The sequence below is a fragment of the Stenotrophomonas sp. B1-1 genome (genome assembly GCF_010894375.1).
Taxonomy (GTDB): domain Bacteria; phylum Pseudomonadota; class Gammaproteobacteria; order Xanthomonadales; family Xanthomonadaceae; genus Stenotrophomonas.
In genome coordinates this window covers 37,223-51,033 of the sequence record NZ_JAAIUZ010000028.1, presented here as the reverse complement: position 1 = coordinate 51,033, position 13,811 = coordinate 37,223, and the positions used below count along the sequence as shown (strand labels likewise).

Genomic DNA, 13,811 nt, shown 5'->3' with positions numbered 1-13,811 from the left:
CAGGCTTACACGGCGGCCCACGCCGGCTCTCGACACCTACGCTGCCAGATTTCCATCAGATAAGGCTTGGCAGCCGCATCCATGCGGCTGACACCCCCGCGAACCCAACCCGCCCCACCCCTGACAGATTTCCGGTGACGGATGAGTAGATCCACGCCATGCGTGGATGACGTTGTCGGGACGGAATTTGAATGAGGGACGCGGCTTCGCCGCGTCCCTCTTTGTTTTGGGCTCTTTGTAGAGTCGAGCCATGTTCGACTGCTTCTGCTCAGTCGAGCAAGCTCGACGCTACGCGAGCAAGCGCAGCGCGCGACCCGCTGTTGCCTTTGCTTTTCTTCTTCCCTTCCGTGGCGGGCCGCGCAGGAAACTGTCAGGGGCCGGGCGGGTGGGCTGCGCGGGGGTGTCCGCCGCATGGGCCCGAGGCATGCCTCGGGCGGGTTGGGCAGGACGCCCAACCCCGGTCTTGCCGTGTGCGCAGGACAGCGCACACGAGCAAGCGGCGGCCAAGCCCCCATGGAAGGGTTGACGGCGTCCCCCGCGCAGCCCACCCGCCCGGCCAAGCGCGATTCTGCCGTTGGGAGCCCCACCCGCCACGAGGGGCTCCGCCGTTGGCCGGAACCCCGCGACAAACCATCGCACGTGCGCAATCCCAGCGAACGGCGGACAATGGAGACCTTGGCGGCCCGCCGCGCCGCCCCTCCCGCTTTCCGCTGCAAGGATTCCCCCATGGCCGCCCGCAAGTCCTCCGCTCCGCTCATTGAAGTCACCGCCCGCCCCGGCAAGCCGCTGGGCATGGCCCCGGCCACCTTCCTGCGCGACTTCTGGCAGAAGCGCCCGCTGCTGATCCGCAATGCCTTCGCCAACTTCCAGACCCCGGTGCAGCCGGAAGACCTGGCCGGGCTGGCCTGCGAAGAAGGCGTGCTGGCGCGCCTGATCCAGCATGACAAGGCCCAGGACAGCTGGCGCGTGCGCAGCGGCCCGTTCCAGGAAGACGTGTTCCCCGCCCTGCCCGACCACGACTGGACCCTGCTGGTGCAGGACGTGGACAAGTGGGACAAGGACGTGCGCGCGCTGATCGAGCACTTCAGCTTCCTGCCGCGCTGGCGCATGGACGATGTGATGATCAGCTTCGCCGCCACCGGCGGCTCGGTCGGCGCCCATGTCGACCAGTACGACGTGTTCCTGCTGCAGGCCCACGGCCACCGCCGCTGGCAGATCGATGCCAGCGAATCGATCAAGGGCAAGCGCCCGCCGCTGGGCTTCCGCCCGGATGTGGAACTGAAGCTGCTGCAGGTGTTCAAGCCCACCCATGACTGGGTGCTGGCGCCGGGTGACATGCTGTACCTGCCGCCGAACGTGCCGCACCACGGCGTGGCCGAAGACCCCTGCCTGACCTTCTCCTTCGGCATGCGCGCGCCGTCCTCGGCCGAGCTGATCAGCGACTACCTGGATACCCTGATCGCCGATGCCGACGAGAACATCCGCTACCAGGATGCCGACCTGAAGGTGCCGGCCGACCCGAACGAAATCGACACGGTGGCGATGGCCCGGGTGATCACCGCGCTCAACGCCATCCGCATGAACGACCCGGACAAGCTGGGCGACTGGTTCGGCCGCTTCATCACCACCTACCGCGCCGCCGGCGAAGTGATGGCCCACCAGGCCGCGCCGGCGCCGGAAGAAGTGGTGCAGGCGCTGGCCTCGGGCCTGCTGCTGCAGCGCCACCCGTGGGCACGCCTGGCCTGGCGCCGGGCCAAGCGCGGCGCCAGCCTGTATGTCAGCGGCCAGGATTTCGCCCTGCCCGCCAAGGACGCGCAACGCCTGGCCGGCGCCGAACAGCTCGATGCCGACGCCTATCGCGGGCTGTCGGACAAGGGCCGCGCGGTGCTGCAGCAGCTGCTGGTCGGCGGCGTGTTCCAGCTCATCGACCCGAACGAGGTCTACGCCGACGAGGACGAAGACGAGGAAGCCGGCGACCACGACGTGCTGGGCGAGGTGGTGGAAGGCCGCGACCAGGTGGCCGAACTGGACGACGAGGTCGTGTCCGACGATGTCCACACCGTGACCGTGCATGACGACGGGATCGAGGTCATTGTCAACTTCGATGACCACGACGAAGACGACAGCAACGACGGTCGCGCCTGAGCCATGGCCATGATCCGGGTCCAGCAGGTCAGCCACGCCGATGCCCACGTTGCCATCCACGACGTGCGGCAGCGGGTGTTCGTGCAGGAACAGGGCATTGCCGCTGAACTGGAGCGCGACGCGCTGGACCCGGTCAGCGCCCATGTGCTGGCCCTGGACGCCGATGGCCAGCCCGTCGGCACCGGGCGCCTGGCCCCGGATGGCCGCATCGGCCGCATGGCCGTGCTGGCCAGCCACCGCAACCAGGGCGTTGGCGAGGCCCTGCTGGAGGCGCTGGTGGACGCCGGTCGCCGCCTGGGGCTGGCCGACCTGCACCTGCACGCGCAGCTGCCGGCGCGCGACTTCTACGCACGCCTGGGTTTCCTGCCCGAAGGCGAGGTGTTCGAGGAAGCCGGCATCGGCCACCAGCAGATGCGACGGCGGCTGGGCGTGACCAGCGCCATCGACAGCCGGGCCGAGGCGGTGGCCATCACTACCGCCATCATCCACCGGGCCCGCCGCCAGCTCTGGCTGCACAGCCGCCAGCTGGACCCCGGGCTGCTGGATGCGTCGCCGGTGCAGGCCGCCCTGCGCCGCTTCGCCACGGCCCGCCACGACAAGCAGCTGCGGGTGATCGTGCACGACGCCGCCGCGATTGCCAGTGCCGGGGCGCCGCTGCTGGCGCTGTACCAGCGCCTGCCCAGCGTGATCCAGTTCCGTGAAGTGAGCGATCCGGTCGACCGCGCACTGGCCTCGGCCTGCCTGGTCAACGATGCGGGCGACTTCTACTTTCGTCTTATCGGCCACCGCCTGGACGGTGAAGCCGGCATCGCCCTGCCTGCACGTTCACAGCCGTTCGAGCAGCAATTGCAGCGCGTCTGGGACCGTTCGCGCGAATGCAGCGAACTGCGTGCCCTGGGCATCTGACACGGCCCACGCGGACAAACCTGTCTGGCACCGACACCGCGGCGCGCGCAATGCCACCGTTGCTGCCCCATCCCGTGCGGATGGGGGTACAATTTGGCTGTTTGAACGCGCCCGTGCAGGGCTATTCATTTTCCTGCAGGGTCCTTCTGAAGCCATACCCCACAAAGCGAATCAACACCCTCCATCGTGGACAATCAACTGAAGCAGTTTGCGCAATCTTCGCAACTCGCCGGCGGCAACGCCTCCTATGTCGAGGACCTGTACGAGCAGTACCTGGTCTCCCCGGATAGTGTCGATCCCAAATGGAAGACCTACTTCGACGGCTTCAAGGGCCGCGAAGCAGGCGACATTCCGCACTCGGCCGTCATCTCCCACATTGCGGACGCGGCCAAGGATGCGCTGAAAGCCGGCACCGGCAGCGGTGCGGGCGACGAGCGTGAGCGCAATGTCGGTCGTCTGATCACCGCCTACCGTTCGCGCGGCCACCTCGATGCCCGCCTGGACCCTCTGGGCCTGACCAAGCCGGTCAACACCCCGGACCTGGGCCTGCCCTTCCACAGCCTGTCCGATGGCGATCTGAACAGCGAGTTCAGCACCGGCGGCGTGGGCGGCCAGCCGCGCATGAAGCTGCGCGACCTGCTGGCACGCCTGAAGGCGACCTACACCGGTTCGATCGGTGCGGAGTTCATGCACATCTCCGAGGTCGAGCAGCGCCAGTGGATCTACAAGAAGCTGGAACTGGCCGGTGGCAACTACCAGCTGGACGCTGACACCCAGCGCCGCACCCTGGAGCGCCTGACCGCTGCCGAAGGCCTGGAACGCTACCTGCACACCAAGTACGTCGGCCAGAAGCGCTTCTCGCTGGAAGGCGGCGACTCGCTGATCCCGATGATGGACACCATCATTCGCAGCGCCGGCAAGGATGGCGTCAAGGACGTGGTGGTCGGCATGGCCCACCGTGGCCGCCTGAACGTGCTGGTCAACACCCTGGGCAAGAACCCGCGCAAGCTGTTCGACGAATTCGAAGGCAAGTTCGAGCACGACGAGCACGCTTCGGCCGGCGACGTGAAGTACCACATGGGCTTCTCGGCCGACGTGGCCACCGAAGGCGGCCCGGTGCACCTGGCGCTGGCGTTCAACCCGTCGCACCTGGAAATCGCTGACCCGGTCGTGGCCGGTTCCGTGCGTTCGCGCCAGGAGCGCCGCAAGGACACCGCGCGCAAGCAGGTCATGCCGATCCTGATCCACGGCGACGCGGCCTTCTCCGGCCAAGGCGTGGTCATGGAACTGTTCCAGATGTCGCAGGCCCGCGGCTTCGCCGTTGGCGGCACCGTGCACATCGTGGTCAACAACCAGGTCGGTTTCACCACCTCCAACCCGCAGGACACGCGCTCCACGCGCTATGCCACCGACGTGGCGAAGATGATCGCCGCCCCGGTGCTGCACGTGAACGGCGATGACCCGGAAGCGGTGGTGTTCGCTGCACAGCTGGCCTTCGAGTTCCGCCAGAAGTTCGCCAAGGACGTGGTCATCGACCTGATGTGCTACCGCCGTTGGGGCCACAACGAGGCCGACGAACCGGCGATCACCCAGCCGCTGATGTACCAGGTGATCCGCAAGCACCCGACCACCCGCGAGATGTACGCCGAACAGCTGGAGAAGGCAGGCGTGATCGCGGCCGGCGCCGGCAAGGCGATGGTCGATGCGTACCGCGACAAGCTGGACGGCGGCGAAGTGACCACCGAGCTGGCCAAGGTTGAAAAGACCCCGCCGACCAGCCCGCTGTTCGTCGATTGGCCGAAGCTGCTGGAAGGCAAGCTGTCCGATCCGATCTCGACCAAGGTCGACAAGGCCAAGCTGCTGGAGCTGGCCAAGCTGATCAACACCGTGCCCGAAGAAGTGCAGCTGCACTCGCGCGTGGCCAAGGTGTACGACGACCGCCGCAAGATGGCCGCCGGCGAGATCCCGGGTGACTGGGGCTTTGCCGAGAACCTGGCCTACGCCACCCTGCTGGACGAGGGCAATGCCCTGCGCCTGGTCGGTCAGGACGTGGGCCGCGGCACCTTCACCCACCGCCACGCGATCCTGCACGACCAGGCCACCGACAACTACTACCTGCCGCTGCGGCAGCTGGTGGATTCGCCGGAAAAGGCCACCGTCATCGATTCGCTGCTGAGCGAAGAAGCGGTGATGGCCTACGAGTACGGCTTCTCCACCACCGACCCCAACACCCTGTGCATCTGGGAAGGCCAGTTCGGTGACTTCGCCAACGGCGCGCAGGTGGTCATCGACCAGTTCATCGCCGCCGGTGAAGCCAAGTGGGGCCGCATTTCCGGCCTGACCCTGCTGCTGCCGCACGGCTACGAAGGTCAGGGCCCGGAACACAGCTCGGCGCGCCTGGAGCGCTTCCTGCAGCTGTGCGCACTGGAAAACATGCTGGTCGTGGTGCCGTCCACCCCGGCCCAGGCCTTCCACATGCTGCGCCGCCAGCTGCACCTGACCACCCGCAAGCCGCTGGTGGTGATGTCGCCCAAGTCGCTGCTGCGCCACAAGCTGGCCGTGTCGACCCTGGACGAACTGGCCAATGGCGAGTTCCAGCACCTGATCGGCGACGCCAACGCAGACGCCAAGAAGGTCAAGCGCGTGGTGCTGTGCTCGGGCAAGGTCTACTACGACCTGCTGGAAGACCAGACCAAGCGTGGCCAGGACGACGTGGCCATCATCCGCGTGGAACAGCTGTACCCGTTCCCGCGCGCGCTGCTGGCCGCCGAGCTGAAGAAGTACGGCAACGCCACCGACGTGGTGTGGACGCAGGAAGAACCGCAGAACCAGGGCGCGTGGTACCAGATCCGCCACCACCTGCAGTTCTGCCTGGCCGATGGCCAGAACCTGCACTACGCCGGTCGTGCGCGTTCGGCTTCGCCGGCTGCCGGCCACATGGCTGACCACGTGCGTGAACAGCAGCAGCTGGTCGCCGACGCACTGGTCAACCCGTTCAACGACCAGGTCGCTGAATAACTCCTCCCCCTATTTAGAAGACAAACCAGGAAGCTCCCGCAATGGCCACCGAAGTCAAAGCCCCGGTACTGCCCGAATCCGTCGCCGACGGCACCATCGCCACCTGGCACAAGAAGGTGGGCGACGCCGTCAAGCGCGACGAAAACCTGCTTGACCTGGAAACCGACAAGGTCGTCCTGGAAGTGCCGTCGCCGGTCGATGGTGTGATCAAGGAAATCAAGTTCAAGGAAGGCGACACCGTCACCTCCAGCCAGGTCGTGGCGATCATCGAAGAAGGCGCCGTGGCTGCTGCCCCGGCCCCGGCCGCTGAAGCCGCTCCGGCTGCCGCCGCTGCCCCGGCTGCTGCCGCTCCGGCCGCCGCTGCTGCACCGGCCCCGGCTGCCAAGTCGGCTGCCGACAGCCTGCCCCCGGGCGCCCGCTTCACCGCCCTCACCGAAGGCGTGAACCCGGCCGACGTGGACGGCACCGGCCGTCGCGGCGCGGTCACCAAGGAAGACATCGTCAACTTCGCCCGCAATGGCGGCGCCGGCAAGGCCGGTGGCGCACGTCCGGAAGAACGCGTGCCGATGACCCGCATCCGCAAGCGCATTGCCGAACGCCTGATGGAGTCGAAGAACTCCACCGCCATGCTGACCACCTTCAACGAAGTCGACCTGTCCAAGGTCTCGGCTGCGCGCAAGGAACTGCAGGACGAGTTCGTCAAGGCCCACGGCATCAAGCTGGGCTTCATGAGCTTCTTCGTGAAGGCCGCTGCCAACGCCCTGCAGCGCTTCCCGCTGGTCAACGCCTCCATCGACGGCGACGACATCATCTACCACGGCTACTCGGACATCTCGATCGCCGTGTCGACCGAGAAGGGTCTGGTGACCCCGGTGCTGCGCAACGTCGAGCGCATGTCCTTCGCCGACATCGAAAAGACCATTGCCGACTACGCCAAGAAGGCGCGTGACGGCAAGCTGGGCCTGGACGAACTGCAGGGCGGCACCTTCACCGTCACCAACGGCGGCACTTTCGGTTCGCTGCTGTCGACCCCGATCATCAACCCGCCGCAGAGCGCCATCCTGGGCATGCACGCCATCAAGGAGCGTCCGATCGCCCAGAACGGCCAGGTCGTGATCGCGCCGATGATGTACCTGGCGCTGTCCTACGACCACCGCATCATCGATGGCAAGGACTCGGTGCAGTTCCTGGTGGACATCAAGAACCAGCTGGAAAACCCGGGCCGCATGCTGTTCGGCCTGTAAGAGACCTCCCGCCCCTCCGCGTCCGCGCGGAGGGGTTCTGGTATAGCAACAAGGAATAATTCAATGGCTGAACAATTCGACGTCGTCGTCATCGGTGCCGGCCCGGCCGGTTACCACGCGGCCATCCGCGCCGCACAGCTGGGCCTGAAGACCGCCTGCATCGACGCAGCGCTGGGCAAGGACGGCAAGCCGGCCCTGGGCGGCACCTGCCTGCGCGTGGGCTGCATCCCGTCCAAGGCGCTGCTGGATTCCTCGCGCCAGTTCTGGAACATGGGCCACATCTTTGGCGACCACGGCATCAGCTTCAAGGACGCCAAGATCGACGTCGAAGCGATGGTTGGCCGCAAGGACAAGATCGTCAAGCAGTTCACCGGCGGCATCGGCATGCTGTTCAAGGCCAACAAGGTCGCCGCCTATTACGGCTTCGGCGAACTGCAGCCGGGCAACGTGGTCAAGGTCACCCAGCATGACGGTTCCATCGTCGAGCTGAAGGGCACCAACGTGATCATCGCTGCCGGTTCGGATTCGATCGAACTGCCGTTCGCCAAGTTCGACGGCGAGACCATCGTCGACAACGTCGGCGGCCTGGACTTCACCGAAGTGCCGAACCGCCTGGCCGTGATCGGCGCCGGCGTGATCGGCCTGGAACTGGGCAGCGTGTGGAAGCGCCTGGGCGCTGAAGTCACCATCCTGGAAGCACTGCCGGAGTTCCTGGCCGTGGCCGACGCCGAAGTGGCCAAGACCGCTGCCAAGGAATTCAAGAAGCAGGGCCTGGATATCCGCCTGGGTGCCAAGGTCTCCAAGACCGAGATCACCGGCAAGGGCAAGAAGAAGGAAGTCGTTGTCACCTATACCGACAGCGAAGGCGAAAAGACCCTGACCGTGGACAAGCTGCTGGTGGCCGTTGGCCGTCGCGCCGCCACCAAGGGCCTGCTGGCCGAAGGCACCGGCGTGAAGATCAACGACCGTGGCCAGATCGAAGTCGATGCGCACTGCCACACCGGCGTTGACGGCGTGTGGGCGGTCGGTGACTGCGTGCGCGGCCCGATGCTGGCGCACAAGGGCTTCGAGGAAGGCATCGCGGTGGCCGAACTGATCGCTGGCCTGCCGGGCCACGTCAACTTCGACACCATCCCGTGGGTCATCTACACCGAGCCGGAACTGGCCTGGGTTGGCAAGACCGAAGCCCAGCTGAAGGCCGAAGGCATTCCGTACAAGGCTGGCAGCTTCCCGTTCGCCGCCAACGGCCGTGCCGTGGCGATGATCGAGCCGGCGGGCTTCGTGAAGATCCTGGCCCATGCCGAAACCGATCGCATCCTCGGCATGCACCTGGTCGGCGCCAACGTCTCCGAGCTGGTGCACGAAGGCGTGCTGACCATGGAGTTCAGCGGTTCGGCCGATGACCTGGCCCGCATCTGCCACGCCCACCCGTCGCTGTCGGAAGTGATTCACGACGCGGCCATGGCGGTCAGCAAGCGCGCCATCCACAAGGCGAACTGATCGTTCGTCTTCGGGGTGGGTGCCGACGGTTGGTCGGCACTGAACCGCAAACGGAAAACCCCGCTTCGGCGGGGTTTTTTGTTATCCGCTTTCGTTCAGAGCCGGGCATGGGCTCGGCGCTACACCTTTCCAGCCGGCTTCTTTGGCGGATCTTCGCAGACCTTGTGCTGCACCAGCGTCTGGCCGACCTTCCATTCCTTCGTGACCCGGCAGCGTTCCTTGGCCTCGGGCTTCTTCGACGGCGTGGCCGCCGCGGCGTTCGCTTCGTCTGCGGCAGCGACCTGCTGCCGCTCCAGCCATGCCGAGGTCGGGGCCGGGGCCGGCGGTTCGGCCAGCGCCGGGCCTGCCAGCAGGGCGAGGCCGAGCATCAGCCGCGCCCTCATGCCGCCACCGCCCGGCCACCCAGCAGCCGTGCCGGCAGCATGAACAGCGCACGCAGGAAGGCAAACAGGGCCGAGAAGGTGATGCCGACCAGGCGGAACGGCAGGCTCAGCAGCCAGACCACTGGCCACAGCAGCAGGGCCAGGATCGCCAGCGGCCAGCACAGCACGAACAGCAGGCACCACACGCCCAGCGCGAACAGCGTCTTCATGACAGGTCTCCCTTGCGGCGGCACCCTGCCGCCTGGGATCACCTTGGCGCCCTGCCCGCCCGGCCGCAAACGGTTTGCGACGAAACCGGGCTGGGGCTGACGAAACCGTGGGAATCGGCCGGGCATGGCCCGGCGCCACGGTAACGCCCGCAGGCGTTATTCGAACGAACCGACCGAATCGTGGGCCAGGTTGTCGAAGCGGGTGTATTCGCCGAAGAACTTCAACTTGCACGAACCGGTGGGACCACCACGGTGCTTGCCGATGATGATCTCGGCCAGGCCCTTGTCAGGCGAATTTTCCTTGTTGTAGTAATCGTCGCGGTAGATGAACACGATCATGTCCGCGTCCTGCTCGATTGCGCCCGATTCGCGAAGGTCGGCCATCACCGGGCGCTTGTCGGTACGCGTTTCCAGCGAGCGGTTCAGCTGCGAAAGCGCGATCACCGGCACGTTCAGTTCCTTGGCCAGGCCCTTCAGCGAACGCGAGATTTCCGAGATTTCGGTCGCGCGGTTTTCGCTGTTGCCCGGCACGCTCATCAGCTGCAGGTAGTCGATCACGATCAGGCCCAGGTCGTGCTCGCGCTTCAGGCGGCGGCACTTGGAACGCAGGATCTCCGGCGACACGCCCGGCGTATCGTCAATGAAGATCTTGGTTTCCTTCAGCATCTTGATCGCGCTGGTGACCCGGCTCCAGTCCTCGTCTTCCAGCTGGCCGGTACGCAGGCGCTGCGCGTTGATGCGGCCGTTTGAGGAAATCAGGCGCATCGCCAGCTGCGATGCGGACATTTCCATCGAAAACACCGCCACGCCCTTCTTCGATTTGATCGCCGCATACTCGGCGATGTTCAGCGCGAAGGTGGTCTTGCCCATCGCCGGGCGCGCGGCCAGGATGATCAGATCGGTCGGCTGCAGGCCGGCGGTCATCGCATCGAAATCGGTGTAGCCGGTGGGCAGGCCGGTGATGTTGCCGCCGTTCTCGAAGCGGTTGCGCAGCTCTTCGAAGGCGTCCTTCAGTGCGCCGGGCATCGCCACGAAATCGGTACGGCCGCGCGCGCCCTGTTCGGCAATGGCGAACACGCTCTTTTCCGCCGACGCCAGCAGTTCACTGCTGTCGCGCCCTTCGGGCTGGAAACCGTCGTTGACGATGTCCGTGCCGACCTGGATCAGCTGCCGCAGCACCGCCTTGTCGCGCACGATCTCGGCATAGGCCACGATGTTGGCGGCCGACGGCGTGGTGCTGGCCAGCTCGATCAGGTAAGCGCCATCGCCCACCAGCTCCATCTTGCCCTGCGATTCGAACCACTCGCCCAAGGTGACCGCATCGAACGGACGCTCGCGCTCGGACAGCTCGCGGATCGCCCGGTAGATCATCTGGTGATCGCGACGATAGAAGTCGGTTTCGTTCAGCTGGTCGTTGACCCGGTCGTAGGCTTCCGGGGCCAGCATCAGGCCGCCCAGCACCGCCTGTTCGGCTTCCACCGAATGCGGGGGCACGCGCAACTGGTCGATGCGCGAATCGTCACGATCACGATCAAAGCCATCGCCGCGGTCTTTGCGGTTGGAACGGAAGCCGGGACGGGCGGACATGCTGCGGTGTTTCCTGCGAAAGTGGCCGGGGCCAGTGTAGGCATGCACCCACACCGGCGGCCATGGACAACTCTGTGGATAAGTCGTGGACGAACGGGGGATGGCTGCCGCGACACAGCGCGGTTGCCCAACCTGAGACGGTCATTATCGCATGGGGTCGGAGCCCGGCGCTGCGCGCCGGGATCCGACCCCGGCAGCGAGGGGTCAGATCCCTCTGCACAGCAGAGGGCTCTGACCCCGATGGCGACCTCAGTCGCCCTTGGCGTGCACCGCGATCAACTGCAGGAAGCGGTCCACATAGCCCTGCAGGAACTTCTGCGTGCCCTCGTTGTGGATCGTGCCATCGGCGCCGATCAGCTCATCCTTGAAGTGGATGAACGCTTCGGGCTGGCCGAGCACGTGCATGTCCAGGAACGCCAGGCTGTTGCGCAGGTGCTGCTGGGCCACGGCCGTGCCGATCTGGCCGATGGAGGCACCGATCACCGCCGCCGGCTTGCCGCCGAACGCGCTGTCGCCATACGGCCGCGAGCCGATGTCGATGGCGTTCTTCAGCACGCCCGGCACCGAGCGGTTGTATTCGGGGGTGACGAACAGCACCGCGTCGGCGCCGCGCACCTCATCCTTCAGACGGGTGCCCTGGGCCGGGTAGCTGCCATCGAAATCCTGGTTGTACAGCGGTAGATCGTCGATGCGCACGTACTGGAACCGCGCGCGCGAACCGGCCAACTTCTCCAGGGCCAGGGCCAGCCGGCGGTTGCACGATTCCTTGCGCAGGCTGCCAACGAACACGGCGATGGTGGGTACAGGCATGGCGGCACACTCCTGACGGGGAAAGGACCAGCCTAGCGGCCGGCCCGATGTGCCCCGGTGAAGATCAGCCGCGGGTGACGCCTGCGCGCACCTGCCGCCAGTGGTCCTGCCAGGCCTGGAACATCAGCACGTTCCACAGATGGGTATGCCACTTGCGCTGGCCGCCCAGGAACTGCTGCCACAGCGGCTGCACCGCCGCCGCCGACAGCACGCCTTCGCGCTCCAGCCGCGCCGGTTGCAGCAGATCGTCGGCCCACGGGCGCAGGTCGCCCTTCAGCCAGTCGCTCACCGGTGCGCCAAAGCCGCGCTTCGGTCGATGCACCATGTTCTGCGGCACGTAACGGCCAAGCACCCGCTTGAGCAGCACCTTGCTGGTGTCCTGGCTGCGCTTGAACGCCAGCGGCAGCGACCAGGCAAATTCGGCCACCCGCCAATCCAGCAGCGGTGCCCGCGCCTCCAGGCTGACCGCCATTGAGGTGCGGTCGACCTTGCACAGCAGATCATCGGGCAGGTAGGACACGAAATCGGCCAGCATCATCGCGTCGGCCGGGGTGCCGGCCCCGTGCAGCGGGTCGGCCAGGTCGTAGAAGCTGCCCGCCTCGCGTGCACCGATCACCGCCGCCGCCGGGTCGCGCCAGCGCGAAATGCGGTTGCGGTACACATCGCCGATACCGCGCGCGCCGGTTTCGGCCAGCAGCGCGGCCAGCCCACCGGTACGCGAGGCCTCGCCCTGCTGGTGCGCACGCGCGCCCATCCAGCGCCGCAGCGGCGCCGGCACGCGCCCCAGCATCTGCCAGTTGCGCAGCGCGCGCACGTAGCGCATGTAGCCAAAGAACAGTTCGTCGCCACCGTCGCCAGACAGCGCCACGGTCACGCCCTGCCGCGCCAGCCGCGCGACCAGTGCGGTCGGCACCTGCGAGGCATCGGCGAAGGGTTCATCGAACATGGCCGGCAACTGCGGCACCACCGCCAGCGCATCGGCGCCGCTCACATACAGCTCGGTGTGGTCGCAGCCCAGGTGGGTGGCCAGTTCCCGCGCCAGCGGCGCCTCGTCGTGGTGCGAACCGGTAAAGCCGATGCTGAAGCTGTGCACCGGCGTGGCGCTCTGCGCCTGCATCAGCGCGGCCACCAGCGAGGAGTCGGTGCCGCCGGACAGGAACACGCCCACCGGTACGTCGGCCACCATGCGCAGCGATACCGCATCGCGCAGCAGGCCGTCGAGCTGTTCTTCGGCCTCCTCGATGCTGCCCTGGAACGGCGCGGCCAGCGCCGACTGCATGCGCGCACGCGCATCCCAGTACGGCCGCTGCGCCTGCTCGGGGCGGTGTGCGCCCGCACCGGCGGCCACCGTGGCCGCATCCAGCCGCAGCACCCGGCCGGGCATCAGCTTGAAGCAGCGCTGGTGGATGCTGTGCGGGGCGGGAATGTAATCCAGGCGCAGCAGCAGGGTCAGCGCATCGCGGTCGATCTCGTTGTCGAATTCCGGGTGCTGCCACAGCGCCTTCAGTTCCGAACCGAACACCAGGGTGTCGCCGGCCCAGCCGTAATACAGCGGTTTCTTGCCCACCCGGTCGCGGGCCAGCCACAGGCACTGCTGCTGGCGGTCCCACAGGGCGATGGCGAACATACCGTTGGCGCGCTGCAGGGTGTCTTCCACGCCCCATTGCAGCACCGCCGCCAGCAGCACTTCGGTATCGGAATGGCCGCGGAAGCTGTGCCCCAACGGTTCCAGCTCGGCACGCAGCGTGGCGAAGTTGTAGACCTCGCCGTTGTAGGCCATCACGTAACGGCCATCGCTGGACGCCATCGGTTGATGCCCCAGCGGCGACAGGTCGAGGATGCTCAGCCGCCGGTGGGCCAGGGCAATGCCGGCGGCCGCGTCCACCCAGGTGCCACCGTCATCGGGCCCACGGTGGTGCAGCGCCTGGCCCATGGCCAGCGCCTGCGCCTGCAGCTGCTCGGCCGGGGCCTGCGCCGCCGGCAACAACATTCCCGCCAATCCACACATG

The 13,811-nt window shown here is 66.8% G+C and carries 10 protein-coding genes; 5 read left to right on the top strand and 5 right to left on the bottom strand.

All coding sequences use genetic code 11. The features are described 5' to 3' along the window. Nucleotides 1-726: 726 nt before the first annotated feature. The 5 genes from G4G00_RS18920 to lpdA all read left to right on the top strand — a co-directional run bounded on the left by G4G00_RS18920 (nt 727) and on the right by lpdA (nt 8,813). On the top strand, nt 727-2,145 hold the full coding sequence (locus G4G00_RS18920; protein ID WP_108753559.1) for a cupin domain-containing protein: 1,419 nt from the start codon (nt 727-729) through the stop codon (nt 2,143-2,145). Nucleotides 2,146-2,154: 9 nt separating this feature from the next. After that, entirely contained in the window at nt 2,155-3,051 is an 897-nt protein-coding gene (locus G4G00_RS18915) for a GNAT family N-acetyltransferase (protein ID WP_164275732.1), read from the top strand. A 186-nt stretch (nt 3,052-3,237) separates the two neighbouring features. Further along, nucleotides 3,238-6,069 carry a 2-oxoglutarate dehydrogenase E1 component gene (locus tag G4G00_RS18910; RefSeq protein WP_108753560.1) on the top strand — a complete coding sequence of 944 codons (2,832 nt, stop codon included), beginning with the start codon at nt 3,238-3,240 and terminating at the stop codon, nt 6,067-6,069. Between the two features lie 41 nt (nt 6,070-6,110). Then, nucleotides 6,111-7,313 (top strand): dihydrolipoyllysine-residue succinyltransferase, encoded by a 1,203-nt coding sequence (gene sucB, locus G4G00_RS18905; RefSeq protein ID WP_164275729.1) that lies wholly within the window; start codon nt 6,111-6,113, stop codon nt 7,311-7,313. 63 nt (nt 7,314-7,376) lie between these two features. Beyond that, nucleotides 7,377-8,813 (top strand): dihydrolipoyl dehydrogenase, encoded by a 1,437-nt coding sequence (lpdA, locus tag G4G00_RS18900; RefSeq protein WP_108753561.1) that lies wholly within the window; start codon nt 7,377-7,379, stop codon nt 8,811-8,813. A gap of 119 nt (nt 8,814-8,932) precedes the next feature. On the opposite strand, the gene G4G00_RS18895 is transcribed toward lpdA, so the two are convergent. The 5 genes from G4G00_RS18895 to asnB all read right to left on the bottom strand — a co-directional run bounded on the left by G4G00_RS18895 (nt 8,933) and on the right by asnB (nt 13,810). Next, nucleotides 8,933-9,196 (bottom strand): hypothetical protein, encoded by a 264-nt coding sequence (locus G4G00_RS18895; RefSeq protein ID WP_164275727.1) that lies wholly within the window; start codon nt 9,194-9,196, stop codon nt 8,933-8,935. Further along, nucleotides 9,193-9,405 carry a hypothetical protein gene (locus tag G4G00_RS18890; protein WP_108753563.1) on the bottom strand — a complete coding sequence of 71 codons (213 nt, stop codon included), beginning with the start codon at nt 9,403-9,405 and terminating at the stop codon, nt 9,193-9,195. The genes G4G00_RS18895 and G4G00_RS18890 overlap by 4 nt, the downstream gene beginning before the upstream one ends. A 156-nt stretch (nt 9,406-9,561) precedes the next feature. Beyond that, nucleotides 9,562-10,992 carry a replicative DNA helicase gene (locus G4G00_RS18885; protein ID WP_108753564.1) on the bottom strand — a complete coding sequence of 477 codons (1,431 nt, stop codon included), beginning with the start codon at nt 10,990-10,992 and terminating at the stop codon, nt 9,562-9,564. A 249-nt stretch (nt 10,993-11,241) separates the two neighbouring features. Beyond that, complete coding sequence (locus tag G4G00_RS18880) at nt 11,242-11,802, bottom strand: NADPH-dependent FMN reductase (protein WP_108753565.1); 561 nt, start codon at nt 11,800-11,802, stop codon at nt 11,242-11,244. Between the two features lie 64 nt (nt 11,803-11,866). After that, nucleotides 11,867-13,810, bottom strand: coding sequence for an asparagine synthase (glutamine-hydrolyzing) (gene asnB / locus G4G00_RS18875; RefSeq protein WP_108753566.1), 1,944 nt, complete (start codon nt 13,808-13,810; stop codon nt 11,867-11,869). Nucleotide 13,811 lies beyond the last annotated feature (1 nt).

Bases quoted from the DNA above. Each gene is read 5' to 3' on its own strand.
- G4G00_RS18915 (WP_164275732.1), top strand. From the start codon at position 2,155: ATGATCCGGGTCCAGCAGGTCAGCCACGCCGATGCCCACGTTGCCATC.
- G4G00_RS18885 (WP_108753564.1), bottom strand. From the start codon at position 10,992: ATGTCCGCCCGTCCCGGCTTCCGTTCCAACCGCAAAGACCGCGGCGAT.
- sucB (WP_164275729.1), top strand. From the start codon at position 6,111: ATGGCCACCGAAGTCAAAGCCCCGGTACTGCCCGAATCCGTCGCCGAC.
- lpdA (WP_108753561.1), top strand. From the start codon at position 7,377: ATGGCTGAACAATTCGACGTCGTCGTCATCGGTGCCGGCCCGGCCGGT.
- G4G00_RS18880 (WP_108753565.1), bottom strand. From the start codon at position 11,802: ATGCCTGTACCCACCATCGCCGTGTTCGTTGGCAGCCTGCGCAAGGAA.
- asnB (WP_108753566.1), bottom strand. From the start codon at position 13,810: ATGTGTGGATTGGCGGGAATGTTGTTGCCGGCGGCGCAGGCCCCGGCC.
- G4G00_RS18890 (WP_108753563.1), bottom strand. From the start codon at position 9,405: ATGAAGACGCTGTTCGCGCTGGGCGTGTGGTGCCTGCTGTTCGTGCTG.
- G4G00_RS18920 (WP_108753559.1), top strand. From the start codon at position 727: ATGGCCGCCCGCAAGTCCTCCGCTCCGCTCATTGAAGTCACCGCCCGC.
- G4G00_RS18895 (WP_164275727.1), bottom strand. From the start codon at position 9,196: ATGAGGGCGCGGCTGATGCTCGGCCTCGCCCTGCTGGCAGGCCCGGCG.